The following is an 18,560-nucleotide window of genomic DNA, read 5'->3' on the forward strand; positions in this document are numbered from 1 at the left end:
GCGCGAAGGCGGGGACGGGCGGCGGAAGGCCGAATGAGATCCGGGACAGCAGACGACGATGAAGGCCGAAGACGATTGAACGGGCTGCGCCGGTAGAAGCCGGATTCGGGGGATGCTACGGACGAACGGCGGCCGGAGCGGGGAGCTGCCCGGCCGGCTCCGACGATTCCTGATTCGGCTCCCCCATTATGGGGGCCGTGGGCGTTATGCTTTTCCGCGCGGGAACGTCTCCATCTTATGGTATAATGGGAATCAGTTTATCGACCGGGAAAGGCGTGAAGAAGACAGATGTCGCTTAACGTTCACCAGCTCCATATCTTCTACACGGTCGCGGACCGGGGCAGCTTCTCTTCGGCGGCGCAGGCGCTGCACATGACCCAGCCCGCCGTCACGATGCAAATCCAGGCGCTGGAGGAGAGATTCGGCGTCAAGCTTCTGCTTCGGTCGACGAAGAAGCTGGAATTGACCGAAGCGGGACGCTGCCTGCTGCCTCAGGCGCGCAAGGCCGTCGAGCTGATGCGGGAGACCGACGCGGTCATGGCCAAATATGTGGAAGACTTGAAGGGCCAGCTGAAGTTCGCCGCCAGCCTGACGATCGGCGAATACGTGCTGCCCCGCCTGCTCGGCCCGTTCCTGAAGCGTTACCCCGACATCTCGGTCAGCATGCGGGTGATGAACACGAGCGAGATCGTCGAGGAGATCGCCCACCACGGGCTCGTCTTCGGCTTGGTCGAAGCTCCGACGGACGATCCCGGGGTTCTCACCGAGCCCGTCATGAACGACGAGCTCGTCCTGATCGTTCCCGTGAGCCACCCGTTCGCTTCCCGCGAAGAGGTGACGATAGCCGAGGTCGCCAAAGAACCGCTCGTCCTTCGGGAGAGCGGCTCGGGGACGAGGCAGGTCATGGTGGAGGAGATGGAGCGGCACGGGGTGAAGGAAGACCAGCTTCGCATCGTCAGCGACTTCGGCAGCAACGGAGCGGTCAAGTCGGCGGTCGAAGCCGGGCTCGGCCTCAGCTTCCTGTCGGTATGGTCGATCAAGAACGAATCGGCTCTCGGCATCCTGAAGCCGGTTCGGATCGAAGGGGTCCGCTTCCGCCGGCAATTTTACGCCGTGCGGCCGAAGACGTCCGATTTGCCGCTGCATGCCGCCGTGCTACTAGAATACTTAAGGGGACTGACGAATGAATCGAGCTGATTTGCATACGCATACGACGGCGTCGGACGGCGTTCACCGGCCGGCGGACAACGTCAAGATGGCGAAGGAAGCGGGCCTCGCCGCCATCGCGATCACCGACCACGACACGGTGGCCGGCATCGCGGAGGCGAAGGAGGCCGGCCGGCGCTGCGGCGTCGAAGTCGTGCCGGGCGTGGAGATCAGCACCTCGTACGAGGGAACCGAGATCCACGTGCTCGGCTACTATATCGACGTCGAGGATCCGACGCTGCTGCGCCGGCTCGTCTCCCAGCGGAACGTGCGCGACGCCCGCAACGAAGGAATCGTCGCGCGGCTGAACGAGCTGGGCATTCCGCTGACGATGGCGGAGGTCGCCGAGGCGGCCGGCCGCGAGCCGGGCATGGACGAGACTATCGGCCGGCCGCACATCGCGGAAGCGCTCGTCCGCCGGGGAGTCGTCGCGACGACCCAGGAGGCGTTCGACCGCTACTTGGCCAAAGGCAAGCCGGGTTACGTCGATCCGCCGCCGCGCATCTCGCCGCTGGAGGTGTTCGGGTGGATCCGCGAGGCCGGAGGGACGGCGATCGTCGCCCATCCCGGCCTGTACCGCAACGACGCGCTCGCCGAGAAGTTCCTGCTGGACGGGGCCGACGGGCTGGAGGCGTATCATTCGGACCACGGTCCCGAGGCGGAGCGGTACTTCCGGGAGCTGGCCGAGAAGCACGGCAAGCTGGCGACCGGAGGCTCCGACTTCCACGGCGCCCGCAAGGGCAAGATCTATCACGGCGCGATCGGCAATCGGACCGTGGACGTCTCGGTTCTGGCGGAGCTCCGGCGGAGGAGCGCGCGCGGGTGAAGGCTCGTCCTACCGGCGGCCCGGGCCGCCGACGAATAGACCATAAAGCCTCGCGGCCGGCCGCGAGGCTTTTTCCATCCCTTATACCTGCTTCACCGCGCTCGGCAGCGAACGGACGAGCGCTTCGTCCGGGGTGACGTACAGCGTCTTCTGCCCCTCGTAGATGACGAAGCCGGGCTTGGCGCCGCTCGGCTTGCGGACGAGGCGGATGCGCGTGTAGTCGACCGGCACGCCGCTGGACTCCTTCGCCTTGCTGTAGTAGGCGGCGATCATGGCGGCCTCGTGCAGCGTCGCTTCGCCGAAGTCGGCGCCGCGGATGAGCACGTGCGAGCCGGGGATGTCCTTCGTGTGCAGCCACGTGTCCGTCGGCTGGCCGAGCCGGTTCGTGACATAATCGTTCTGCGTATTGTTCTTGCCCACGTAGATCGGAACGCCCTCGCTCGACGTGTAGCAGAGAATCGCGGGTCGGTCGCCCTTTCTCTTCTTCCCGTTCGCGCCCTTCCTGGAACCCCGGAACCGGATGTAACCCTGTTCGGTCAGCTCCTCGCGGATCTCCTCGATGTCGGCCGGAGTCGCCGTCTCGAGCCCCTGCAGCACCGACTCCAGGTAGCGGATCTCCTCTTCGGCGCCTTCGATCTGCTCGGTGACGACCGCTCGGCTGTTCTTGAGCTTGTTGTACTTGCGGAAGTACTTCTGCGCGTTCTCCGTCGGCGTCAGCAGCGGGTCGAGCGGGATCGCGACCGTCGGCTGCTCTTCCTCGTAATAATCGACGACCTCGGCCGAGGCGTCGCCCCGCTTCACCTGATGCAGGTGAGCCGTCAGCAGCTCGCCGAGCCGCCGGAAGCGGTCCGCCTCGTCGGCCTCGAGCAGCGTCTCGCGCAGCTTCTCCAGCTTCTTCTCGTTCTTCGCCGTCTCGTTCGCGAGCAGGCGCGCCAGATCGGTCGTCCGCTGCCGGACGAGATCCCTCTCCGCCTTGTCCCCGTAATAGACGTCCAGGCACTCGTTCATCGTCCCGAACGAGCGCTCGGTCCCTTGCAGATGGGTGAGCCGCACCGCCGAGAAGGAAGTCCGCCCGTCCGGCGTCTCGATCATGGTCGGCTCGTAGCGGTGGCCGGCGAATTCGGCCATTAGACCGCGGAACGCCGGCCACAGGGAAGCCGCCTCGCCGCCCGCCCGATGGACGATCTCCTTGGCCAGCAGCGGGCTGACTCCCGAGAACGCGCCGACGAGCGCGCCGGCCAGCTCCTTAGGCGAGAGGTCCGTCCTGCCGCCGCCTTCACCGCCTTCGCCACCGCTTCCGGCGCCGCCACCGCTTCCTGCGACTCCTCCGTCGCGGTCCCCGCTGCCGTTACCTTTCCGCTCCGCTCTGCCTCCTGAGCCCTGCAGCGCCTTCTCCAGCTCCGCGGCGAACGCCGCTTCCCCGACGACGTCCAGCGGATTCGACTTGCCCTGCGGCGGAGGCGGCACGTAGGCCGTCCCCGGCATGACGACGCGATAGCTGCTGATGGCCGGCGTGACGTGGCGGATGCTGTCCAGGATCGTGCCGGACGCCGGATCGAGCAGGATCAGGTTGCTGTGCCGCCCCATGATCTCGAGCGCGAGCCGCTTGATCGACAAGTCCCCGAGCTCGTCGCGGTGCCGAATGTCGATCCAGACGATCCGCTCCATGCCGTCCTGGCGGATCTCCTCGATGATGCCGCCCTCGCAATGCTTGCGCAGCAGCATACAGAACATCGGAGGCTCCATCGGATTGGTCCACGGCTGCTCCGTATAGTGAATGCGGGGCAGCGAAGGATGGGCCGACAGCAGCAGCTTCCGGCCGAACCCCTGGCCCCGTACGTGAAGAACGATCTCGTTCTCCGTCGGCTGATAAATTTTATGAATGCGGGCGCCCTTCAGAGCTTGAAGCTCATGAACGAGCGCGCGGGTTACGATTCCGTCCAGCGACATCTTGTGGTTACTCCCGGTAATAGGCGAAATTCGGAACGATTTCCGTTCTCCTATGATGCCACAGTTGCCGTCAAAGGGAAAGGGCCGGCCGATTCGGCCGATTCGGACGAGGGGGGATATTTCCCGGCTTGTCTGAATACACATAGGGGAGAACGGCTGTCCTGCCGACGGCGGACGGCGATTTGCGGGAGGGGATGACCGTCGTGGAAGGGAAGGCTTGGCACCAGTTAACCGAGAACGAATTGGCGTCGGCGCTTGGCACGGACGCCAAGGGAGGGTTAAGCCCGGAGGAGGCGGCGCGCCGGCTGCGCGACCGCGGACCGAACGAATTGTCGGAACGGCAAGGCGAGTCGCCCATCAAGCTGTTCATTAATCAGTTCAAAGATTTCATGGTGCTCGTGCTGGCGGGGGCGACCGTCATCTCGGGCTTGCTCGGGGAGATGCTCGACGCGCTCACGATCATCGCCATCATCGTGCTGAACGGGGTGCTGGGCTTCTTCCAGGAATACCGGGCCGAGAAGTCGCTGAAGGCGCTCAAGGAGCTGTCGGCTCCGTCGGCCAAGACGATCCGGGGAGGCTCGATGGTCGTCGTGCCGGCGAAGGAGCTCGTGCCGGGCGACCTCGTCCTGCTCGAGAGCGGGGACCGCGTGCCGGCCGACCTGCGGCTGATCGAGAGCAACCAGTGCACGATCGAGGAGGCGGCGCTGACCGGGGAGTCCGTGCCGGTCGTCAAGACGGCTGCGCCGATCGACTCTCCCGAGCTTCCGCTCGGCGACCGGAAGAACTGCGGCTATCTCGGGACGATGGTCACCCGGGGCACGGCCAAGGGCATCGTCGTCATGACGGGAATGGGCACGGAGATGGGCAAAATCGCCGGGCTCATCCAGCAGACGGAGGAAGCGGAGACGCCTCTGCAGCGGCGGCTGGAGCAGCTGGGCAAGATCCTGATCGTCCTGGCGCTGGCGCTGACCGTCGTCGTCGTGCTCGCCGGGGTGCTGCACGGGCAGCCGGTCTACGGCATGTTCCTCGCGGGCGTCAGCCTGGCGGTGGCGGCGATCCCGGAAGGGCTACCGGCCATCGTCACGATCGCTCTCGCGCTCGGCGTCCAGCGGATGATCAAGCGGCGGGCGATCGTGAGGAAGCTTCCGTCCGTCGAGACGCTCGGCTGCGCGTCCGTCATCTGCTCGGATAAGACGGGGACGCTGACCCAGAACAAGATGACCGTCACCCGGCTGTGGGTCGGGGGCAGGCGGCTGGACGTCACGGGCGAAGGCTACGAGCCGATCGGGCAGTTCCTGGCGAACGGCCGCGCGGTCGAGGCGAAGAGCGACGCGGGTCTCCGCCGGCTGACGCAGATCGCGGCGCTGTGCAACAACGCCGAGCTGGCCCAGGACGAGAGAGGGGAAGACGCCCGCAAAAAGAAGACGGCCAAAGAATCCGAAGCCGCGGCCTCCTCCGGATGGAACGTCAAAGGCGATCCGACCGAAGGCGCGCTGCTCGTGCTGGCCGGCAAGTCGGGCGCGTCGCGCCCGTCGCTCGAAGCGCTGTACCCGCGCGTCAAGGAATTCCCGTTCGACGCGGAGCGCAAGCGGATGTCCGTGCTCGTCTCCCATCAGGGCGGCAAGCTGATCTGCACGAAGGGCGCGCCCGACCTGCTCGTCGACCGGTGCGCGTACGTGCTCTGGGAAGGGAACGTCGTGCCGTTCACCGGAACGCTCAAGACGAAGGTGCTGCAGGCGAACGAAGCGATGGCGCAGGACGCGCTGCGCGTGCTGGGCTTCGCCTACCGCGACGTTCGCTCCCACGAGTCGTGCGAGTCCGAGGACCAGGCCGAGAACGGCCTCATCTTCGTCGGCCTCGCCGGCATGATCGATCCGCCGCGCCGCGAGGTGTTCGACGCCATCGTCAAGTGCCGGCAGGCGGGCATCAAGACGGTCATGATCACCGGCGACCACCGCACGACCGCCGAGGCGATCGCCCGCGAGCTCGGCATTCTGCCGAAGGGCGGGCGCGTGCTCAGCGGGGCGGACCTGTCGGCGATGGACGACGGAGAGCTCGACAAGCTGGCCGACGACGTATACGTGTACGCCCGCGTCTCTCCGGAGCATAAGCTGCGCATCGTGCAATCCCTTCAGAGGAAGGGGCACGTCGTGGCGATGACCGGCGACGGCGTCAACGACGCTCCGGCGGTCAAGGCGGCCGACATCGGCATCGCCATGGGCATCACCGGCACCGACGTGACGAAGGAGGCGTCGTCGCTCGTGCTGGCCGACGACAACTTCGCGTCGATCGTCGCGGCGGTGGAGGAAGGGCGGGGCATCTACGAGAACATCCGCAAGTTCATCCGCTACTTGCTCGCCTCCAACGTCGGGGAGATTCTCGTCATGTTCTTCGCCATGCTGCTGGCCATGCCGCTGCCGCTCGTTCCGATCCAGATTCTGTGGGTGAACCTGGTGACGGACGGCCTTCCGGCGATGGCCCTCGGCGTCGACCAGGCGGAGAGCGACCTGATGCGCCAGAAGCCCCGTTCCGCCAAGGAGAACATCTTCGCCCGCCGGCTCGGGTGGAAGATTATCAGCCGCGGCGTTCTGATCGGCCTGTGCACGCTGGCCGCGTTCGTGCTGACGCTCGGCGGGCTGAAGGGAGAAGGCGCCCAGCTCGTTCACGCGCAGTCGGTCGCGTTCGCCACGCTCGTGCTCGCCCAGCTCATCCACGTGTTCGACTGCCGCAGCTCCCGCTCGATTTTCCACCGGCGGTTCTTCGAGAACAAGTTCCTGGTGCTGGCCGTGCTGTCGTCGCTGCTTCTGCTGCTCGCCGTCCTGTACGTCGAACCGCTGCAGCCCGTGTTCAAGACCGTTCCGCTCACCCTGCGGGATTGGGCGCTCGTCTTCGTCGCGGCCGGCATTCCGACCTTCCTGATGGGCATCGGCAGCGTGTGGGGCTCGTCCCGCCGGCGCCGCCGCACGACGAACCGCATCTCGTACGGCAGCAGCGGCGGCAATCGCGCCCGTCCTATCGCCCGTTGATCTCTTCGATTCTCGCTTCGATTCTCGCAGGCTCTTCGTCCGCCCGGTCGTCCGCGATTCCCTTCGTGGAATTGCGGAACTCCCGCAGCGTGTCGCCGAACGCCCGGCCCAGCAGCGGGAGCTTCGCCGGCCCGAAGACGATCAGCGCGATCGCGAGAATAATGATCAAGCCGGATACGCCGATGTTGTTGAACATGGGATCACCTCCTTCGCGGCCGCTCCTATTCGGGAGCGGCTTTACTTATCGTTGTTCGCGGGCGTGCGCCGAGGCGGCGGGAGTGGATGAACGGCGGGCGCCCCTCTTATCCGCGGCTAGGCCGTCTGGGCCGACAGCCGCTCCCTGCGCCGGTAATACCGCGTCGAGACGAACGCCCCGAGCTCGAACAACAGAATGAGCGGCAGCGTCACCGCCAGGTGCGAGACGAAGTCCGGGGGAGAGATGCACGAGCCGACGACGGCCAGGCCGACGTAAGCGTACTTGCGCGCCCGCTTGACCGAAGCCGGCGACAGCAGGCCGAGCCGGGTCAGGAACAGCAGCGCGAGCGGCATCTCGAAGGCGATCCCCATCGGGAAGAGGAAGCTCAGAATAAACGTCACGTAGTGGCGGATTCCGTATACCTCCTCCGCTCCGATGCTCTCGTTCAGCCGCATCATGAAGCGGATCATCATCGGCAGCCCGACCGTATACCCGAACGCGATCCCGCAGAGGAAGAGCAAGAACGAGGCCGGCACGAACAGCAGCGTCGTCCTCGCCTCCTTCTCCGTCAGCCCGGGTCTCGCGAACGCCCAGACGTGATACAGGGCGAACGGCAGCGTCAGCACGCCGCCGATCAGAACCGCGCACTTCATATAGACGATCAGCCCGTCGGACAGGGAGAAGACGCTCCAATCGATCCGGATATCGCCCGTATGCCGCTTCAGGAAGCCGAGCAGCCGCGGGGAGGCCCAGAAGCCGGCGGCCAGCGACGCCAGGAACCACAGCCCGACGAAGATGAGCCGCTTGCGCAGCTCGGCCAGATGCTTGAGCCACTCGACCGGCGCCGCCGAGCCTTCCCCGCCGCTCACGCGAGGGAACCGCCCTTCTGCAGATACTTCAGCACGCCTTCCGCCGCCCGGTACGAGAGGGCCCCGACCGTCGCCGTCGGATTGTATCCGCTGTTGTGCCCGAAGACGGACGCCCCGCAGACGAAGACGTTCTCCGCGTCCCACATCTGCAGATAGCTGTTGACGACGGAATCCCCGGGATCGGACCCCATGATCGTGCCGCCCGTGTTATGCGTCGATTGGTACGGCACGATGTTGTAGGTAGACAGCTTGTCGTTCATCTCCGTCTTCGCGGCGCCCATCTGGTCGGCGATCTCCTTCGTCTTCGCCGCCAAAAACTTGACGAGCTCCTTGTCCTGGTCTTCGAAGTCGAACGTCATGCGGACGAGCGGGCGTCCCAGCGAATCCTTGTACGTCGGATCCAGGTCGAGGTAATGGTGCCGCCAAGGCATGCAGGAGCCTTGGGCGGACACCTTCAGCACCCGGTTGGCGTATTTGATCGACGCCTGCTTGAATGCCGCGCCCCATGCGGGCGTTCCGGCAGGGGTCGGATTGTACTCGATCGGGCGAAGGCCCGTCTGCGTGAAGCTGATATTCGCCCCGTGAAGGAACTTCAGGTCCGTATGGTCGAAGTTGTCGCCGTTGAAGTCGTCGAGCACCGCTCCGAGCGCGCCGGCGCCCATGAACGTGCTGAATTCCTTGTCCTCGTAAAAAGCGGCGGTGCTGGCCCCGTTCACTTGATAGCAGTAGTTTTTGCCGACGACGCCGGACTGCGTCTTCGGGTCGTAGGGCTTGCCGAGCTTGGACAGCAGCAGCGTCCGGACGTTGTTGAACACGTAGCTGGCCATGACGACGACTTCGGCCGGCTGGATGTATTCCTCGCCCGTCGGCATGTGCACGTACCGGACGCCGGACGCCTTCTTGCCGTCGTGAACGATCTCGGTCACGTTGGCATACGTGCGCAGGTCCAGCTTGCCGGTGTTCTGCGCGACCGGGATGACGGTGACGCACGGATCGGCCTTCGCGCCGTATTCGCAGCCGAACCGCTCGCAGAACCCGCAATATTGGCAGGCGGCCCGCTCGATGCCGTCCGGGTTCTTGTAATTGACCGACAGGTTGGCCGAAGGCATCCGGTACGGATGGTAGCCGAGCTTCTTGGCGGCCTCGACGAACAGCTTCATCCCGGGCGTCTCCTTCATCGGAGCCGTCGGGAACGGCTTGGACATCTTGCCGACGTGCTCGGTCGTCGTCGGGTCGCCGGAGATGCCGGCCATCTGCTCCCACTTGACGAAGTACGGCTCCAGCTCGTCGTACGTGATGCCCCAGTCGTGCAGCGTCATTCCGTCCGGGATCTTGGACTTGCCGTACCGCTCGACCGTCTTCGTCCGGATCTGGAAGTCGTACGGAAGGAAGCGGAAATATTGGCCGTTCCAGTGAACGCCGGCGCCTCCCAGCCCGTCGCCGAGCAGGAAGGAGCCGTACGAGCGCATCGGCAGCGCGGCGATCTTCTCGTTGTTGCGGTACGTGACCGTCTCCTTCGACAAATCCTGCATCAGCTCGTAGCGGTTCGCGTAACGCAGCTCGTCGTGGACGTGATAGTAGTCGGAGGTCGTGCGCATCTTGCCCCGTTCCAGCCCGACGACGCTGTGGCCGGCCTTGGTCAGTTCGGCCGCGATGACGCCGCCCACCCAGCCCATGCCGACGACGACGACGTCCGTCTTCGGTAATTTGGTAGCCATCTCCGTAACGCCCTCCTTGTCAGGATGTCAGATGATCGTGCAAGCTGAGCGGCTCGAGCTTGACGAGCCCTTCCTTCTCGATCACGTCGAAATAGCTCATTTGATTGCCGGGATAGCTCCGCATCTTCCAGCCGCCCATGTTCTTGTTGCCGCCGTACAGCGGATCGGCGTAGACGCCTTCGATCGTCAGGGCGCGAAGCATGTTGAAGAAAGTCCCGGCGGGCACGCCCTTCAGATGGACCTCGTTCGTCTCGAACGCGGTCAGCACGGCGTCCTGGTTTTCCGGCGTGAGCTTGGCGAATTTGCTCTTGAACTTGTCCTGGCTGTACTCGTTCAGGGCGTCCAGTCCGAGCGCCATCAGCTCCTGCCGCTTGAACGTCAGCTGATACCCTTGGTACGCCTCTCCGGGGTGGAACGGCGGCGACATGTAATCCCGCGCGTTCATGCCGTAGGCGCTCGCCATCTGGTGGTCGATGAAGAACGCCACGCCGAGCTCCTTGGCTCCGGGGCCGAGATCGTCGGCGGGGAAGATCCGCTCCGCGGCGGCTTCCGCCGTCTGGAACTGGTCCTGGTTGAAGTACATGAGCGCCTGGTTGAAGTCCCGGTCGGACGGAGCGGCCGGCGTCGAGCCGGAAGGGGACGGAGCCGGAGACGCCTCGTTGCCCGCCTTGCTGTTCGCGCCGATCAGTCCGCCGACAACGCCGCCGACGACGAGTCCGCCGACGGCGGTGCCGGCGTATTTCAGGAACCGGCGTTTCGATTCGTCCTGGGGTTCGTTAGGTTTGCCGTTAGCCATCGCGATCGCCAACCCTTTCTGGGAAGTGGATTTGCAAGCCGGTTAGCCGTATCATTCCCTCGTCTGCAAATTCTATCCACCTCGTCCCGCCGCAGGCCGTCACATGCGAAATAGTGCAAACAATTAAGAAGTTGCTATATTACCCGTCCGACTCCGCGTGCGTTATGATAGGATCGAGAGAACGACCGAGAGAGTAGAATGAGGGAGGGCGAACCCTATGCAATTTACGAAAATGCACGGACTCGGCAACGACTTCATCGTCGTCTACGGAGAGAAGGAGCTTCCGGCGAACGCGCCGGAGCTCGCGGTCAAGCTGTGCAACCGCTACTTCGGCATCGGCGCGGACGGCCTGGTGTACATTCTTCCGTCGGAGCGGGCCGACTTCAAGATGCGCATCATCAACTCCGACGGCTCCGAGGCGGAGCAATGCGGCAACGCGATCCGCTGCGTGGCCAAGTACGTCTACGACAACGGCTTGACCGACCGCGCGGAGCTGACGATCGAGACGATCGGCGCCGGCGTGCAGCCGCTGCAGCTGACGGTAGAAGGCGGCAAGGCGCTCAAGGTGCGCGTCGACATGGGCCAGCCGATTCTGAACGGCTTGGACGTGCCGACGACGATCGACGCAAACCCGGTCATCGGGCACAAGGTCGAAGTGGACGGGCGCGAGTTCGCCTTCACGGCCGTCTCGATGGGCAACCCGCACGCGGTCATCTACGTCGACGACGCCGTCGGCTTCGACCTGGCGAAGTGGGGGCCGAAGCTGGAGACGCACCCGCTGTTCCCGCGCAAGATCAACGTCGAGTTCGCAACGGTAAGCTCGCGCGACCGCGTCGACATGCGCGTATGGGAGCGCGGGGCGGGCCCGACGCTCGCTTGCGGCACGGGCGCGTGCGCGACGCTCGTCTCGTCGGTTCTGAACGGGTTCACGGACCGGAAGGCGACGATCTCGCTCGCGGGCGGCGACCTGTTCATCGAATGGAACGAGGACGACAACCGCGTGTACATGACCGGCCCGGCCGCGACCGTCTTCGCGGGCGAGGTCGACGCGTAAGCCGGCATAATCCCCGAAGACCCGGCGTAAAGGTATAGAGCGCAAGAGCATATCGCTCGCGATGCCCGGCTTCGGCCGGGTTTTTTCGCGCGCGGGATCGATAGAGAGGGGCGGCATCCGAATTTCGAGGGGACAACGCGCCCGTCCCTCTTGTCCGGCCTAGCTTTTTCAAGTAAAATGAATCAATATGGCTTGCGAATCGGACTCCGGTCCGGCAGCTTGCGAAGCCGTCGTTCTATCTGTATCTACGTCCCGCAGTATGCGGGGGGCCGCTTTCGGTAACAATGGGAGCGTGGTTGGTTGCCCCGGGGCTGCTTGCGAGGAATGACCGGAGGGAAGAGTTGCATGGCGATCAAACTGATCAACATCGGTTTTGGCAACATCGTTTCGGCGAATCGCATTATTTCGATCGTCAGTCCGGAATCGGCGCCGATTAAGAGAATCATCCAGGAAGCGCGCGACCGGCACATGCTGATCGACGCCACCTACGGCCGCCGCACGCGAGCCGTCATCATTACCGACAGCGATCATGTTATCCTGTCCGCCGTCCAACCGGAAACGGTCGCCCACCGTCTATCGACCAAAGACGACGACAATGACGAATGAATCGGGGAAGTCCATGAACAAGGGTTTGCTAATCGTGTTATCCGGCCCGTCCGGGGTCGGCAAGGGAACGGTCTGCGCGGCGCTGAGGCGCAAGATGCCGGGCCTCGTCTATTCCGTATCCGCCACCACTCGCGCTCCGAGGAGCGGCGAGCAGGAAGGCGTCAACTACTTCTTCAAGACGCGCGAGCAGTTCCAGGACATGATCGCCCGCGACGCCTTGCTTGAGCATGCGGAATACGTCGGCAACTATTACGGGACGCCGCGGGAATTCGTCGAGAAGACGCTTGCCGAGGGCAAAGATATCATTCTCGAGATCGAAGTGCAGGGGGCTCTCAAGGTCAAAGAGAAGTTTCCCGAAGGCGTGTTCGTCTTCCTGCTGCCGCCTTCCTTGGGCGAGCTGAAGCAGCGGATCGTCGGACGGGGTACCGAGTCCCAGGACAAGATCGACCATCGGCTGTCCGTCGCCGTCGAGGAGATGAACCTGCTCAGCCGCTACGACTACGCGGTCGTCAACGACGAGATCGAGAGCGCCTGCGAGCGCATCCAGGCGATCATCACGGCGGAGCACTGCAAGCGGGAGAGATTTTTGCACGAGCTGTTCGACGAGCTGAAGAGCTTGACGACGGCCCATAACGGATCGGAGAGGTGAGTCTATGCTATACCCATCGATTGACGAACTGGTACGTAAGGTAGACAGCAAGTATACGCTCGTGGTAGCGGCGTCCAAGAGGGCGAGAGGGCTCCGCGACGGCAAGCCTTCGCAGCTGACGACGCCGAAGTCGCACAAGGTCGTCGGCTTCGCGCTCGAGGAGATTTACAACGACTTCATCACCGTCGAAGCGCTGAAGACGGAACAAGGAAGCTAAGCGGCGGCCGAAGAACGGCCTCGCCGGCCTTCATAAGACGAGACGAAAAGGACAACCCGCGCGGTTGTTTTTTTTCTCCGCTCCTAAGGCGGGCCGATTCTTCCAGATTCGCGGCGAACGAGAAGGGATAGGCTTCATAGATTCGATCTACCGCGGGACGCCGGTTCCGCGGCCATTCTACGTAACGGGAGGGGACCGTATGGGCCAATCGCTGGCAGGACGCACCGTCGTGCTCGGCATCACCGGGGGCATCGCGGCCTATAAGGCGGCGACGCTGTGCAGCCGGCTCGTGTCGCTGGGCGCCGAGGTAAGGGTGATCATGACGGAGGGGGCGACGAAGTTCATCGCGCCGCTGACGCTGCAGACGCTGTCCCGGCATCCGGTGGCGACCGACGTGTTCGACGAGCACGACGCCGCCCGGGTGCAGCACATCGACCTGGCCGATTCCGCCGATCTCGTCGTCGTCGCTCCGGCGACGGCGAACGTTATCGCCAAGATGGCGCACGGCATCGCCGACGACATGCTGAGCACGACGCTGCTCGCGACGACCGCGCCGGTGCTCGTCGCTCCGGCGATGAACGTCCACATGCTGGAGCATCCGGCGGTCGTCGCCAACCTGGCGCTGCTCGCGGACCGCGGGGTCCGGTTCGTCGAATCGGGAACGGGCCAGCTCGCTTGCGGCTACGTCGGCAAGGGGCGCCTGGCGGAGCCGGACGAGATCGTCCTGGCGATCGTCGAGCTGCTGAGCGGCAAGAAGCCGCTGGCCGGGAAGCGGGTGCTGATCACGGCGGGAGGGACGGTCGAGCGGCTCGATCCGGTCCGCTACATCACGAACGACTCCTCCGGCAAAATGGGCTTCGCGCTCGCCGAGGCCGCCCGCGACCAAGGGGCGGACGTCACGCTCGTCTGCGCGCGGACCGACGGGCCTCCTCCCGCGGGCGTGCGCATCGTCAAGGCGGAATCCGCGGAGGAGATGCGCGCGGCCGTCCTGGCGAGGCTGCCCGAGGCCGACGCCGTCGTCAAGGCGGCGGCGGTCGCCGACTACCGGCCGTCCGTCCGGCACGGCTCGAAGATGAAGAAGGGACCGGACCGGCTGACGCTGGAGCTCGAGAGGACGCCCGACATTCTGCAGGCGATCGGGGACTGGAAGCGGGAAGCCGAGGCAAGCGGCGCGGCGCGCTCCCCGCTCCCGTTCGTCGTCGGCTTCGCCGCCGAGACGGACGACGTGGAGCGCAACGCGCTGGATAAGCTCGCCCGCAAGCGCTGCGACCTGATCGTCGCCAACGACGTCTCCCGCGAAGGGGCGGGCTTCGGCGCCGACACGAACATCGTCAGCGTCTACGGGGCCGAAGGGCTAATCGAAGCGCTGCCGCTGCAATCGAAGAGGGCCGTGGCCGAGCGGCTCTGGAAGCTCGTCCGCGAGCGGGCCGGCTGGGAGGAGCCCGGCCGATGAGCGTGGCGCGAGTCATCGTCGACGTGCCGAGCCGGGAGACGGACCGGCCGTTCGACTATCTCATTCCCGCCCGTCTCGAAGGCTGGGTGGAGCCGGGCAGCCGGGTGGCCGTCCCGTTCGGCGGACGCACGCTGCAGGGCATCGTCGTCGCGACGAAGGACGACGCGGAAGTGGACCGCTCGCGGCTCAAGGAGCTCGCGGACGTGCTGGACGCCGTTCCGCCCCTCTCCGCCGAATTGGTCGAGCTGGGCGAATGGATGAGCCGGCGCTGGCTGTGCCCGCTGACGGTCGCCCTGCAGGCGATGCTGCCCGCCGCCCTCAAGGGCAAGACGGAGAAATACATCGCGATCGCCCGCGGCGCCGAGTGGACGGAAGCGGACCGCCTCTTCGACGGGGAGCTGATCGCCGCGCTGGAGCGCCAGTCGCCGCTGAAGCTGTCGACTCTGCTTCGGCAGTTCCCGGACCAGGCCGGCGCGATTCAGCGGCTGCTCAAGGCCGGCAAGCTCGAGGAGCTGCAGAAGGTGGAGGACCGGCTGTCCGTGCGGACGGTGCTGACCGTGTTCGCGCCTTCTCCGGAGCGGCTGCGGGCCGCGCTGGAGGCGATCCCGCGTCGGGCGGCGAAGCAGCGGGAGACGATCGAATATTTGCTGGCGCATCCGGAGCCGATCGCCCAGCAGCAGCTGGCCGAAGCGGTCGGCACGACGACCGGAACGATCAAGGCGCTGGCGGACAAGGGCTTCGTCGAGCTGCGGGCGGTGACCGAGGACCGCGACCCGTACGAGGGCCGCGAATTCCCGGCCTCCGCGCCGATGAAGCTGACGCCCGCGCAGGCGGCCGCCTTCGGGCCGATCGCCGCGGCCGTCGGGGAGGGGCGCCACGAGGTGTTCCTGCTTCACGGCGTGACCGGAAGCGGCAAGACGGAGATTTATTTGCAGGCGATCCAGCGCTGCCTCGAGCAGGGCAAGGAAGCGATCGTGCTCGTGCCGGAGATCTCGCTCACCCCGCAGATGGTCGAGCGGTTCAAGAGCCGGTTCGGCGAGCGCGTCGCCGTCCTGCACAGCCGCCTGTCGAACGGGGAACGCTACGACGAATGGCGCAAAATCCGCGACGGCCGGGCCCAGGTCGCCGTCGGCGCGAGATCCGCGATTTTCGCCCCGTTCGGCCGGATCGGGCTCATCGTCATCGACGAGGAGCACGAGTCGTCCTACAAGCAGGAGGAGAGCCCGAAGTACCACGCGCGGGACGTCGCCGTGGAGCGGGCGAGACAGCACGGCGCCGCGGTCGTCCTCGGCTCGGCGACGCCGTCGCTGGAGACGTACGCCGCCGCGACGATCGAGTCCGGCGCGCCGGGCAACCGGGACGCCGCGTTCCGGCCGGTGTACGTGCCGCTGCCGGAGCGGGTGGCCGACCGGCCGCTGCCGGGCGTGACGATCGTCGACATGCGCGAGGAGCTGAAGCTCGGCAACCGGGCGATGTTCAGCCGCGCTCTCGCGGACGCGCTGCAGGCGAGGCTCGACCGGGAGGAGCAGGCCGTCCTTCTGCTCAACCGGCGCGGCTACTCGACGTTCGTCATGTGCCGCTCCTGCGGCTACACGGCGCAGTGCCCGCATTGCGACATCGCGCTGACGTACCACCGCGGCTCGCAGAACCTGCGCTGCCATTATTGCGGGTACGCGGAGCGGGAGCCGACGGAATGCCCTTCGTGCCAGAGCCCGCACATCCGCTTCTTCGGGACCGGGACGCAGAAGGTGGAGGAGGCGCTGGCGCTCGCCTTCCCCGGCATCCGCGTCATTCGCATGGACGTGGACACGACGACGGAGAAGGGCTCGCACGAGAAGTGGCTGACGCAATTCCGCGAGCGGCGCGCCGACGTGCTGCTCGGCACGCAGATGGTGGCCAAAGGGCTCGATTTTCCCCATGTGACCCTCGTCGGGGTGCTCGCCGCGGATTCCGCGCTTAAGCTGCCGGACTTCCGCGCCCCCGAGCGGACGTTCCAGCTGCTCACGCAGGTGGCCGGCCGGGCCGGGAGGCACGAATTGCCGGGGGAAGTCGTCATCCAGACGTACGAGCCGGAGCATCCCTCCGTCGCCATGGTGGAGCGTCACGACTACGCCGGGTTCACGGCCCAGGAGCTTCGCCATCGGCGGGTGCTCGGCTATCCGCCGTTCGGCCGGCTCATCTCGCTGACGCTGTCGCACGAGCAGATGCCGCTTCTGATCGCGCTCGGCGAGTCGTTCGCGGCGAAGATGCGCGAGAAGGCGTCGGCCGCCGGGCTGACCGGCTCGTTCGCGGGCGGGGCTCCGCACGCGCTGGAGGTGCTCGGACCGGTTCCTTCGCCTATTCCGAGGCTGAAAGATCGCTACCGTTTTCAATGTATGGTAAAATATCGGGGAGACGTCGACGCGCCCGGCTGGGTCGCGAAGACGCTGCAGGAACTGGCGGAGACGACGAAGCGCTCGGGCGTAACGGTCGGCGTGGACGTCGATCCGCAGATGATGCTGTAAATCGACTATCCCGGCAAAGGATGATGAACTCATGGCCATTCGTTTAATCGTTAAGCATCCGGACGACGTTCTGCGGGAGCGGGCGAAGGAAGTCACCAAGTTCAACGCCAATTTGCATAAGCTGCTCGACGACATGGCGGACACGATGTACGACGCGGACGGCGTCGGCCTCGCCGCGCCCCAGGTCGGCATCTCGAAGCGGGTCATCGTCGTGGACGCGGACGAAGAGCATGGCTTGATCGAGCTCGTCAACCCCGAGATCGTCTCGAAGGAAGGCGAGCAGCTTGGTCCGGAAGGGTGCCTGAGCATTCCGGGGCTCCAGGGCGACGTCCGCCGCGCGCAGAAGGTGACGATCCGGGGACAGGACCGCCACGGCAACCCGGTCGAGTACACCGGGACGGACTTGCTCGCCCGCGCGTTCCAGCACGAGGTCGATCATTTGGACGGCGTGCTGTTCATCGACCTCGCGGAATCGGTCTACGAACGCAAGGCGGCGCCGGAACAGGACGGGGAATAAGATGCGGATCGTGTTCATGGGGACGCCGGATTTCGCCGTTCCTTCTTTGAAGGGATTGTTGGAAAAGGGATATGAGGTGGCGGCCGTCGTCACGCAGCCGGACCGGCCGAAGGGGCGGAAGCGGGAGCTGACGCCTCCGCCGGTCAAGGCGTTCGCGCTCGAGCGCGGGCTGCCGGTGCTTCAGCCGGAGCGGATGCGGGCGCCGGAAGCGGTCGCGGCCGTCGCGGAGTACGCGCCGGACCTGATCGTCACGGCGGCCTACGGGCAGATTCTGCCCAAGTCGGTGCTCGAGCTGCCGCGCCTCGGCTGCGTCAACGTGCACGGTTCGCTGCTGCCGCGGTACCGCGGGGGAGCGCCGATCCAGCGCTCGATCATCGACGGCGAGAGCGTGACGGGCGTGACGCTGATGTACATGGCGGAAGGGCTCGACACGGGCGACATGATCGCCCGCGTGGAAGTGCCGATAACCGACGAGGATACGTCGGGCACGATGTTCGCGAAGCTGAGCGAGGCGGGGGCGGAGCTGCTGCTCGAGTGGCTGCCGCGCTTGGCGGACGGCACGGCGCCTCGCGTGCCGCAGGACGATTCGCTGGCGACGTACGCGCCGAATTTGACTCGCGACGACGAGCGGCTGCATTGGGAGCGTTCGTCGCGCGAGCTGTTCAACCGGGTGCGGGGGCTGCACCCGATGGCCGGGGCGTTCACGTTCCTGGCGGGGGAAGTGTTCAAGGTGTGGGGGACGAAGGCGCCCGACGCTTCGGACGCTTCGCTTCGCGCGGAATGGGAGGCCGCGGCGCCCGGCTCCGTGCTGGAGACGGGGGCGTTCGGCATCCGCGTCCGCACGGGCGACGGCAGCCTCGTGCTGACGGAAGTGCAGCCGGCGGGCAAGAAGGCGCTGCCCGCGGCGGAGTATGCGAGAGGGGCGAGGCTCGCTCCAGGTACGGTGCTCGGTTAGTCGGGCGCCGTATTTTCG

Annotated in this window: 16 protein-coding genes; 11 read left to right on the plus strand and 5 right to left on the minus strand. The window is 65.7% G+C overall.

The window, feature by feature from the left end:
* Window positions 1–288: 288 nt before the first annotated feature.
* On the plus strand, window positions 289–1,197 hold the full coding sequence (locus tag H7B90_RS16925; RefSeq protein ID WP_185137067.1) for a LysR substrate-binding domain-containing protein: 909 nt from the start codon (window positions 289–291) through the stop codon (window positions 1,195–1,197).
* Window positions 1,184–2,032 carry a PHP domain-containing protein gene (locus tag H7B90_RS16930; RefSeq protein WP_185137068.1) on the plus strand — a complete coding sequence of 283 codons (849 nt, stop codon included), beginning with the start codon at window positions 1,184–1,186 and terminating at the stop codon, window positions 2,030–2,032. The genes H7B90_RS16925 and H7B90_RS16930 overlap by 14 nt, the downstream gene beginning before the upstream one ends.
* 81 nt (window positions 2,033–2,113) lie before the next feature.
* Here the strand turns inward: H7B90_RS16930 and H7B90_RS16935 are convergent, their stop codons facing one another.
* The gene (locus H7B90_RS16935; RefSeq protein WP_185137069.1) at window positions 2,114–3,982 is read right to left on the minus strand and encodes an Rqc2 family fibronectin-binding protein; all 1,869 of its coding nucleotides are present in this window, start codon (window positions 3,980–3,982) and stop codon (window positions 2,114–2,116) included.
* A gap of 203 nt (window positions 3,983–4,185) precedes the next feature.
* On the opposite strand from H7B90_RS16935, the gene H7B90_RS16940 reads away from it, so the two are divergent.
* Entirely contained in the window at window positions 4,186–7,008 is a 2,823-nt protein-coding gene (locus H7B90_RS16940; protein WP_376701736.1) for a calcium-translocating P-type ATPase, SERCA-type, read from the plus strand.
* On the opposite strand, the gene tatA is transcribed toward H7B90_RS16940, so the two are convergent.
* The 4 genes from tatA to H7B90_RS16960 form a co-directional block, all read right to left on the minus strand.
* On the minus strand, window positions 6,995–7,204 hold the full coding sequence (tatA, locus tag H7B90_RS16945) for a twin-arginine translocase TatA/TatE family subunit (protein ID WP_185137071.1): 210 nt from the start codon (window positions 7,202–7,204) through the stop codon (window positions 6,995–6,997). The genes H7B90_RS16940 and tatA overlap by 14 nt on opposite strands.
* A gap of 116 nt (window positions 7,205–7,320) precedes the next feature.
* Window positions 7,321–8,073 (minus strand): twin-arginine translocase subunit TatC, encoded by a 753-nt coding sequence (gene tatC, locus H7B90_RS16950; protein WP_185137072.1) that lies wholly within the window; start codon window positions 8,071–8,073, stop codon window positions 7,321–7,323.
* Window positions 8,070–9,791, minus strand: a complete 1,722-nt coding sequence (locus H7B90_RS16955; protein WP_185137073.1) for a GMC family oxidoreductase — start codon at window positions 9,789–9,791, stop codon at window positions 8,070–8,072. The genes tatC and H7B90_RS16955 overlap by 4 nt, the downstream gene beginning before the upstream one ends.
* A 19-nt stretch (window positions 9,792–9,810) precedes the next feature.
* On the minus strand, window positions 9,811–10,587 hold the full coding sequence (locus H7B90_RS16960; RefSeq protein ID WP_185137074.1) for a gluconate 2-dehydrogenase subunit 3 family protein: 777 nt from the start codon (window positions 10,585–10,587) through the stop codon (window positions 9,811–9,813).
* A gap of 217 nt (window positions 10,588–10,804) precedes the next feature.
* On the opposite strand from H7B90_RS16960, the gene dapF reads away from it, so the two are divergent.
* The 8 genes from dapF to fmt all read left to right on the plus strand — a co-directional run bounded on the left by dapF (window position 10,805) and on the right by fmt (window position 18,542).
* Entirely contained in the window at window positions 10,805–11,641 is an 837-nt protein-coding gene (gene dapF / locus H7B90_RS16965) for a diaminopimelate epimerase (RefSeq protein WP_185137075.1), read from the plus strand.
* A 345-nt stretch (window positions 11,642–11,986) separates the two neighbouring features.
* On the plus strand, window positions 11,987–12,247 hold the full coding sequence (gene remA, locus H7B90_RS16970; protein WP_005548256.1) for an extracellular matrix/biofilm regulator RemA: 261 nt from the start codon (window positions 11,987–11,989) through the stop codon (window positions 12,245–12,247).
* A gap of 13 nt (window positions 12,248–12,260) precedes the next feature.
* Complete coding sequence (gmk, locus tag H7B90_RS16975) at window positions 12,261–12,896, plus strand: guanylate kinase (RefSeq protein ID WP_185137076.1); 636 nt, start codon at window positions 12,261–12,263, stop codon at window positions 12,894–12,896.
* 4 nt (window positions 12,897–12,900) lie between these two features.
* The gene (gene rpoZ, locus H7B90_RS16980) at window positions 12,901–13,113 is read left to right on the plus strand and encodes a DNA-directed RNA polymerase subunit omega (RefSeq protein WP_185137077.1); all 213 of its coding nucleotides are present in this window, start codon (window positions 12,901–12,903) and stop codon (window positions 13,111–13,113) included.
* 199 nt (window positions 13,114–13,312) lie between these two features.
* Window positions 13,313–14,566 (plus strand): bifunctional phosphopantothenoylcysteine decarboxylase/phosphopantothenate--cysteine ligase CoaBC, encoded by a 1,254-nt coding sequence (gene coaBC / locus H7B90_RS16985; RefSeq protein WP_185137078.1) that lies wholly within the window; start codon window positions 13,313–13,315, stop codon window positions 14,564–14,566.
* On the plus strand, window positions 14,563–17,070 hold the full coding sequence (gene priA, locus H7B90_RS16990; protein ID WP_185137079.1) for a primosomal protein N': 2,508 nt from the start codon (window positions 14,563–14,565) through the stop codon (window positions 17,068–17,070). Before coaBC ends, priA begins: the two co-directional genes overlap by 4 nt.
* Window positions 17,071–17,101: 31 nt before the next feature.
* On the plus strand, window positions 17,102–17,587 hold the full coding sequence (gene def / locus H7B90_RS16995; RefSeq protein ID WP_185137080.1) for a peptide deformylase: 486 nt from the start codon (window positions 17,102–17,104) through the stop codon (window positions 17,585–17,587).
* A 1-nt stretch (window position 17,588) separates the two neighbouring features.
* Complete coding sequence (gene fmt, locus H7B90_RS17000) at window positions 17,589–18,542, plus strand: methionyl-tRNA formyltransferase (RefSeq protein WP_185137081.1); 954 nt, start codon at window positions 17,589–17,591, stop codon at window positions 18,540–18,542.
* Window positions 18,543–18,560 lie beyond the last annotated feature (18 nt).

It is taken from the genome of Cohnella xylanilytica (assembly GCF_014212175.1).
Lineage (GTDB): Bacteria > Bacillota > Bacilli > Paenibacillales > Paenibacillaceae > Cohnella > Cohnella xylanilytica.

Excerpts from the sequence above, each read along its gene's own strand:
- H7B90_RS16925 (WP_185137067.1), top strand. The coding sequence starts at position 289 with ATGTCGCTTAACGTTCACCAGCTCCATATCTTCTACACGGTCGCGGAC.
- H7B90_RS16930 (WP_185137068.1), top strand. The coding sequence starts at position 1,184 with ATGAATCGAGCTGATTTGCATACGCATACGACGGCGTCGGACGGCGTT.
- H7B90_RS16935 (WP_185137069.1), bottom strand. The coding sequence starts at position 3,982 with ATGTCGCTGGACGGAATCGTAACCCGCGCGCTCGTTCATGAGCTTCAA.
- tatA (WP_185137071.1), bottom strand. The coding sequence starts at position 7,204 with ATGTTCAACAACATCGGCGTATCCGGCTTGATCATTATTCTCGCGATC.
- H7B90_RS16955 (WP_185137073.1), bottom strand. The coding sequence starts at position 9,791 with ATGGCTACCAAATTACCGAAGACGGACGTCGTCGTCGTCGGCATGGGC.
- H7B90_RS16960 (WP_185137074.1), bottom strand. The coding sequence starts at position 10,587 with ATGGCTAACGGCAAACCTAACGAACCCCAGGACGAATCGAAACGCCGG.
- dapF (WP_185137075.1), top strand. The coding sequence starts at position 10,805 with ATGCAATTTACGAAAATGCACGGACTCGGCAACGACTTCATCGTCGTC.
- remA (WP_005548256.1), top strand. The coding sequence starts at position 11,987 with ATGGCGATCAAACTGATCAACATCGGTTTTGGCAACATCGTTTCGGCG.
- gmk (WP_185137076.1), top strand. The coding sequence starts at position 12,261 with ATGAACAAGGGTTTGCTAATCGTGTTATCCGGCCCGTCCGGGGTCGGC.
- rpoZ (WP_185137077.1), top strand. The coding sequence starts at position 12,901 with ATGCTATACCCATCGATTGACGAACTGGTACGTAAGGTAGACAGCAAG.
- coaBC (WP_185137078.1), top strand. The coding sequence starts at position 13,313 with ATGGGCCAATCGCTGGCAGGACGCACCGTCGTGCTCGGCATCACCGGG.
- priA (WP_185137079.1), top strand. The coding sequence starts at position 14,563 with ATGAGCGTGGCGCGAGTCATCGTCGACGTGCCGAGCCGGGAGACGGAC.
- def (WP_185137080.1), top strand. The coding sequence starts at position 17,102 with ATGGCCATTCGTTTAATCGTTAAGCATCCGGACGACGTTCTGCGGGAG.
- fmt (WP_185137081.1), top strand. The coding sequence starts at position 17,589 with ATGCGGATCGTGTTCATGGGGACGCCGGATTTCGCCGTTCCTTCTTTG.